2 protein-coding genes are annotated in these 7,809 nt (G+C 60.0%); both read left to right on the top strand.

All coding sequences use genetic code 11. The features are described from left to right. Positions 1-105 precede the first annotated feature (105 nt). The gene (locus IVB41_RS00020) at positions 106-6,183 is read left to right on the top strand and encodes an Ig-like domain-containing protein (protein ID WP_247425705.1); all 6,078 of its coding nucleotides are present in this window, start codon (positions 106-108) and stop codon (positions 6,181-6,183) included. Positions 6,184-6,747: 564 nt separating this feature from the next. Beyond that, entirely contained in the window at positions 6,748-7,002 is a 255-nt protein-coding gene (locus IVB41_RS00015; RefSeq protein WP_247425703.1) for a hypothetical protein, read from the top strand. The last annotated feature ends 807 nt before the right edge of the window (positions 7,003-7,809 follow it).

Genomic DNA, 7,809 nt, shown 5'->3' with positions numbered 1-7,809 from the left:
ACGAGCTGGAGCTATCTCGACCCGGCGACCCATGCGATCAGCTTCACCTACCAGACCCGGATCGTTGACACCGCCGGCAACATCGGCACCACCGCCAGCAAAGCGGTGACGATCGATACCACCGCTCCGTCCGCTCCAGTAATCAGTACGGTGACGGACGATGTATCGCCGCTGACGGGTTCAGTTGCCGAAAACGGCTTCTCGAACGACCCGACACTAACGCTTGCGGGTACTGCGGAAGCCGGCAGCACGGTGACCCTGTACGACACCGACGGCACGACAGTGCTCGGCATGGGCATCGCGATCGGCGGCAGTTACTCAATTACGACAGCGGGTTTAGGTCAGGGCAGCCACACGCTGACGGCCAAGGCGACCGATGTGGCAGGGAATACGAGTGTAGCCTCAAGTGCATTTCATGTCACGGTGGACACGTTGGCGCCAGCGGACATCATTTTGGCAAACACGAGTGTCGCAGAAAATAGCACGACAGGAACGGTGGTCGGTTCCCTATCTGAAATTGATCCCGGTGGTACCGGGACCGCGACCTTTTCGCTGTTGGACAATGCCGGTGGCCTGTTCGCAATCAGCAATGGCAATTTGTTGGTCGCCGGGATCCTCGATTACGAGACGGCCCAATCGCACCAGGTCACCGTGCGCGTCACCGATGCGGCCGGCAATTTCTTCGACAAGAATCTAACGGTAGCTGTCCTCGACGTGGCTGGTGTCACGGTGAGTGGCGACGCTGGTGCCAACGTGCTTATAGGAACAATTGAGGCCGATAGTATTTTCGGGCTTGCGGGGAATGATCGGCTGCAGGGGCTTGGGGGTAACGACAGTCTGGACGGTGGTGACGGGTTTGACCGGGCAGTCTATACGGACGCGACCGGATCAATCACCGTCAACCTCGCGGCTGGCACGGCCAGTGGAGCCGGGGTCGGCAGCGATACGCTGATCAGCATTGAAGCCGCCGTGGGCGGGGATTTTGCCGACACGTTCGATGCGACCGGCTTTACGGGATCGAGCACGCAGCCCGGTGTGGCCTTGGGCCAAAGCGCTTTCGAGGGGCGGGGCGGCGACGACGTGATCACCGGCCGCATCAACGATCTGGGTCAATCGTTGACGCGGGTTGAGTATCTCAGCGCCTCGGCTGCGGTGACGGTCGATCTTGCCGCCCGCACCGGGCAGGGCACGGCGGCCGGCGATGTGGCCAATGTCGGCCACGACACGTTTACCAACGCCTTGCAGGGCGTGTTTGGGTCGGCCTACGGCGATACGATCTACGGCAGCAACAACGCCAGCTTCACGTATGAGGTCTTTGAAGGCCGCGGCGGCGACGACTATATCGACGGCCGTGGCGGGTATGACATGGTCGCCTACAATAACGACGTGACGACCACGTCGGGTATCACGATCAATCTTGCCGCTGGAACCGTTATTGGCGATTCCACCATTGGCACCGACACGCTCCGTGACGTGGAGGCGGTGCGGGGCACCAACTTCCACGATGTCTTCGACGCGACCGGCTACGGCCTTGCCGGCGCCCTGAACGTCTCTTCGACCAACGGCAACTTCAACGACTTCGCAGGCGCCGGCGGCAACGATACGATCATCGGCAACGGCAACACGCGCCTTAATTACTCGATCGCGCAAGCCGCCGTTACGGTTGACCTTCAGATCACCGTCGGCACGGCCCTCACGGTGGCCGGCAGTGCCACCGGCGCGACCGAGGGCACCGATACCTTCACCGGTGTCAACGCCGTTCAAGGCTCGATCTTCGCCGACACGCTGCTGGGCAGCAGTTATAACAATACGTTCACGGCCCTGGGGGGAGACGACTACATCGACGGCCGCGACGGGTTCGATACGTCAAGTTATAACAACCTGAACACGGTGACGGGCGGGGTTGCCGTCCACATGGCAGCTGGCACGGTGATTGGCGATGCCTCGAGCGGCACCGATACGCTGCGCAATATCGAGGGGGTTCAGGGCACCGGCTATGCCGATACCTATGATGCCACCGGCTATGGCCTTGCAGGCGCACTAAACGTCTCGACCAGCAACGGCAGCTTCAACCAGTTCGAGGGGCTTGGCGGCGACGACATCGTCACCGGCAACGGCAACACGCGGGTGCTCTACAGCAATGCCACCGGCGAGGTCACAATTACGATCGGGGCGGGAGGCGCAGGTTCGGCGTCAGGCGATGCCTCGACCGGCCACGACAGCTTCACCGGCGGCGTTAACAGCGCGTTCGGTAGCAACCTTGCCGACATCTATAATGCAAGCGGGTTCAATGCCGGCTTCAACTCGTTCCAGGGCAACGGCGGCAACGACACCATCACCGGCAACGGCTCGACCCAGGTTCAGTACAGCAATGCCACCTCCGGCGTGACCATCACGATCGGGGCCGGCGGCGCAGGTTCTGCATCTGGCGATGGCTCGGTCGGCACCGACAGCTTCACCGGCGTCAACAGCGCGGTCGGGGGCAACCTGAACGATACCTACAATGCGTCCGGTTTCGGAGTCGGATTGTACAATTCGTTCCAGGGCAATGGCGGCAATGACGCCATCACCGGCAACGGCTCTACCCAGATCGAGTACTTTAGCGCCACTGCGGGCGTGAACGTGAACCTGACCACCGGAGTTGCGGCGGGCAACGCTTCGGTCGGTACCGACTCGATTACTGGCGGCGTCAGTGGCGTCCAGGGATCGAACTTCGCTGACACCATCACCGGTCGTTCGGGCAACGACTCCCTGTTCGGCAATGGTGGCGACGATACGTTGTCGGGCGTCGGCGGCAATGACTATTTGGCTGGCGGCTTGGGTGCGGACACGTTCGTCTACTCCATCGGCGGGGCGGACTATATCGGCGACTTCAATCGCAGCGAGGGCGACCGGATCGACCTGTCCGGGGTGACGAGCGTCTTCACCCTCGCCGACATCCAGGCCCGTGCGACGCAGCAGGGTTCCGATACGCTGATCGACTTTGGCAGCGGCAACACCATAACGCTGGCCAATGTCACGGTGGGAAGCCTGATTGCCAGCGACTTGCTTTTCGGCAACAGCATCGGCACGTCCGCCAATGACGTACTGGTCGGCACCAGCCAAGCCGATAGTATTTTCGGGCTTGCGGGGAATGATCGGCTGCAGGGGCTTGGGGGTAACGACAGTCTGGACGGTGGTGACGGGTTTGACCGGGCAGTCTATACGGACGCGACCGGATCAATCACCGTCAACCTCGCGGCTGGCACGGCCAGTGGAGCCGGGGTCGGCAGCGATACGCTGATCAGCATTGAAGCCGCCGTGGGCGGGGATTTTGCCGACACGTTCGATGCGACCGGCTTTACGGGATCGAGCACGCAGCCCGGTGTGGCCTTGGGCCAAAGCGCTTTCGAGGGGCGGGGCGGCGACGACGTGATCACCGGCCGCATCAACGATCTGGGTCAATCGTTGACGCGGGTTGAGTATCTCAGCGCCTCGGCTGCGGTGACGGTCGATCTTGCCGCCCGCACCGGGCAGGGCACGGCGGCCGGCGATGTGGCCAATGTCGGCCACGACACGTTTACCAACGCCTTGCAGGGCGTGTTTGGGTCGGCCTACGGCGATACGATCTACGGCAGCAACAACGCCAGCTTCACGTATGAGGTCTTTGAAGGCCGCGGCGGCGACGACTATATCGACGGCCGTGGCGGGTATGACATGGTCGCCTACAATAACGACGTGACGACCACGTCGGGTATCACGATCAATCTTGCCGCTGGAACCGTTATTGGCGATTCCACCATTGGCACCGACACGCTCCGTGACGTGGAGGCGGTGCGGGGCACCAACTTCCACGATGTCTTCGACGCGACCGGCTACGGCCTTGCCGGCGCCCTGAACGTCTCTTCGACCAACGGCAACTTCAACGACTTCGCAGGCGCCGGCGGCAACGATACGATCATCGGCAACGGCAACACGCGCCTTAATTACTCGATCGCGCAAGCCGCCGTTACGGTTGACCTTCAGATCACCGTCGGCACGGCCCTCACGGTGGCCGGCAGTGCCACCGGCGCGACCGAGGGCACCGATACCTTCACCGGTGTCAACGCCGTTCAAGGCTCGATCTTCGCCGACACGCTGCTGGGCAGCAGTTATAACAATACGTTCACGGCCCTGGGGGGAGACGACTACATCGACGGCCGCGACGGGTTCGATACGTCAAGTTATAACAACCTGAACACGGTGACGGGCGGGGTTGCCGTCCACATGGCAGCTGGCACGGTGATTGGCGATGCCTCGAGCGGCACCGATACGCTGCGCAATATCGAGGGGGTTCAGGGCACCGGCTATGCCGATACCTATGATGCCACCGGCTATGGCCTTGCAGGCGCACTAAACGTCTCGACCAGCAACGGCAGCTTCAACCAGTTCGAGGGGCTTGGCGGCGACGACATCGTCACCGGCAACGGCAACACGCGGGTGCTCTACAGCAATGCCACCGGCGAGGTCACAATTACGATCGGGGCGGGAGGCGCAGGTTCGGCGTCAGGCGATGCCTCGACCGGCCACGACAGCTTCACCGGCGGCGTTAACAGCGCGTTCGGTAGCAACCTTGCCGACATCTATAATGCAAGCGGGTTCAATGCCGGCTTCAACTCGTTCCAGGGCAACGGCGGCAACGACACCATCACCGGCAACGGCTCGACCCAGGTTCAGTACAGCAATGCCACCTCCGGCGTGACCATCGATCTGATCGCAGGTACGGCCCTCGGCAACGGCTCGGTCGGAACCGACACCATTATCGGCGGCGTCAACTCCGTCGTCGGATCCAACTTCAACGATGTGATTTCTGGGACTAACAATGCGACCGTAACGGACGTCTATTTTGGTGGTGGGGGTGACGATACACTAAACGGTCGTGGCGGCTACGATCTCGCAAACTACAACGACGGCAGCGTATCCGCCGCAATCAATGTCAATCTTGCAGCCGGAACTGTTGTGGGCGACGGCTCAGTCGGGAGTGATACATTGCACGGAGTCGAACTCATTCGAGGCACTAGGTTTGCGGACACGTATAATGCCACCGGCTTCAATGGCGGCAGCACGAACGCAGGTTCGTATGATACCTTCAACATTTTCGAAGGCATGGCGGGCAACGACACTGTGACAGGAAATGGGGACACTCGTGTTGATTACTCGCGCGCACTCGCCGCGGTTACTGTTGATCTAGCTGCTGGGACGGGACAAGGCGTCGCCGCTGGTGATTTAGCAGGCGTCGGCTTTGATACTTTCACGGGCGGTGTAAACTCCATACGTGGTTCAGATTTCGACGACGCACTACTCGGTAGCAATAATGCCAGTGGTGCAGAGGAATTTATTGGGGGCGCCGGCAATGACGCCATCGACGGACGGGGCGGATTTGATCGCGCTATGTTTTCGGCATCGTCCAGTGATACGACTACTGGAGGAATTTCAGTTGATCTTGCAGCGGGCACGGTCGCTGGGGACGCCTCGATCGGCAATGATACACTGAAATCGATCGAATCTATCCGCGGGACCGACTTCGCTGACACATTCAATGCAATCGGGTTCAGCGGTTCGAGCGTGAACGCCGGCAGCAATGGCACGCTAAACGAATTCGAGGGGGAATCTGGTAACGACACCATCACGGGAAACGGCAACACCCGTATAGCGTTCTATCACGCTGCCGATGGCGTGAACGTAGACCTCAGCACTGGAGTCTCCACAAGCCTTGCCAATGGGGACGTCGCACATGTTGGAACCGACACATTCACGGGGGTTGCTGCCGTGCGCGGCTCAGATTTTGGCGATCAGATTAGCGGCAAATCGGGAAGTATAATATTGGATGGCCGCGGAGGCGACGATGTCCTCATTGCAAATGGAGGAGCCAACACCCTTATCGGGGGAGTGGGCAACGATCAGTTCAAGTTCAAAGCAGCTCTTGCCAATGGTGCCACAATTTCCGACTTTGCTGGCAATGGCGCCGCAACTGGCGACTCTATCGACTTTGAAGGCTTCGGTACGGCAGCGCAAGGTGCGACATTTACCTTCATCAGCGCCGCGGGTGCTGATTCTATTTGGCAAATCCACTCTGGATTGGACGGTCACAACGAACTGATTACGCTGAAGGGCATCGCTACGTCCGCTGGTGTTCATAGCAGCGATTATCTCTTCGCTACATAGATTTTTGGCGCATCTGCTGAGTCGACGCTGTGAGCGACGAACTACCTTTATCGAGTTGCTACGCACTACTTCTGGATGCGAGGATTATCCAAGTGAGATGCCAGACACTACAAGCATCTAAGAGAGTGATCCAAGAGGTTGGGAGATCATGCCGCTGGGCAGTCGCATACCCAGGTCCGCAGCCGAGCAGCGTAAAGTGGCTGGTAAACTGGGCAAGGGCAGTCGCATAGTTGTGGCGCCAGCAGCTGGCCCGAGGCTTGCGGGCAAGCACGGGCTCGTCGTTGGAAATGGCGCAACCGTAAACCAAGTCAGGGTTCAGCTGGACAGCTCCAAGCACTGCATAACTCTTCACGCGCGTTTCTTGGAGCCCGAAGCTGAACCGGCCGCTGCCGAATAAGCTGTTATGGCGGATTAATGCGGGAAGGGCTTGGAAGGATGCGTGCGTCGGCATAGAAGGGGTGGTCGTCCGAGAAACGTCTCAGGCGCCTCCGCAAACTTAGGAAGAAGGCAAAGGCCGAGATCGACCGGCTGATATCCGTCCTCGACCAATCCGACCCTTACGTCATGACCGAGCTGGAGGACGACGTTTCTCTGACCGGGAGGACGACAACCCCAGGCGAGGATCACGACCCCGCAGAGAATGACCTCGAGGACGAGCCGTCCCTCGGAACCCTCGACCACCACCACAGCCAAGAGGATGGGCAGCAGGAGGTCGGCGCGATCTGGAGCAGGAACCATGCCGAGAGAGGCATTGCCGACCAGGACGGGTTGCTGGAGCAAGTCGGCTCGCAGGACTGGCAGCATATGGTCATCGCATGACCCGGCGCGCTAAGGGGCATTTGCCAAGCCGCTAGCTAATCGTGCTAGAATCCGCTTGGCTATCGGCAACCCCGGTCGCCGATCTTCAATCTCAAACTCCCGCCGGCTCACAAGGTCGGCGGGGTTTTTGTTTAGGCCCGCCGGTTCACGCCGGGGGCTCTGTGCTCAGTTGCCAGAATCTGCCATAGTCGACCGAGCCACTGGCCTATTTCATAGAGTGGCCTAAATTCAGTGTGGCGTAATTTTAATTTCGGGCTAATTTATTCCTCGTTGTTATCTCTGGTTGAATGATCTTTTGGAGGAAATAATGAAGTTATTTTTTGCAGTCGCTTTGACGGTAGCTGTCTCCGTCTCTTCGTTTTCGGCATATGCTCAGACGCCGCCGACCGCTACGAAGGCCGCAGCGCCCAAAGCGGCTCCAGCTATGAAGAAATCTAAGTTGCACGACGGCTGCCACAGCCGGGCTGCCCAGATGTCGGGTAAGCCCTGTCACTAGACACGGCAGATAGAGCGAAGAGCGAGGCCGCCTCAGGGGGGCCTTGCATTGATCCTTCAGCTTGCGTTGCCCCAATGCGGCTCTTGTCCGCCAGTTCACGCTCGCAGCCCATACCGAACGCGGGAACCGTCTGCGGGCGAGCGATTAGCCCACAAGCATGGGGCTTCGTATCGCGTGCAGCCTGAGGCAAATACGGCCGACTCTCCCAGGGAGTATCCGTCCGGTGAAGGCCGCCTTGCCGAATAAGGCGTGTTGTTGAGAACTGTCCTTATGGACAGTGATAGGCGCAGTGCCCAAGTCGAACGGCTTGA

Source organism: Bradyrhizobium sp. 44, from assembly GCF_023073095.1.
GTDB lineage: Bacteria > Pseudomonadota > Alphaproteobacteria > Rhizobiales > Xanthobacteraceae > Bradyrhizobium.
This window is presented reverse-complemented; position numbering and strand designations above follow the sequence as displayed.

Bases quoted from the DNA above. Each gene is read 5' to 3' on its own strand.
- IVB41_RS00015 (WP_247425703.1), top strand. From the start codon at position 6,748: ATGACCGAGCTGGAGGACGACGTTTCTCTGACCGGGAGGACGACAACC.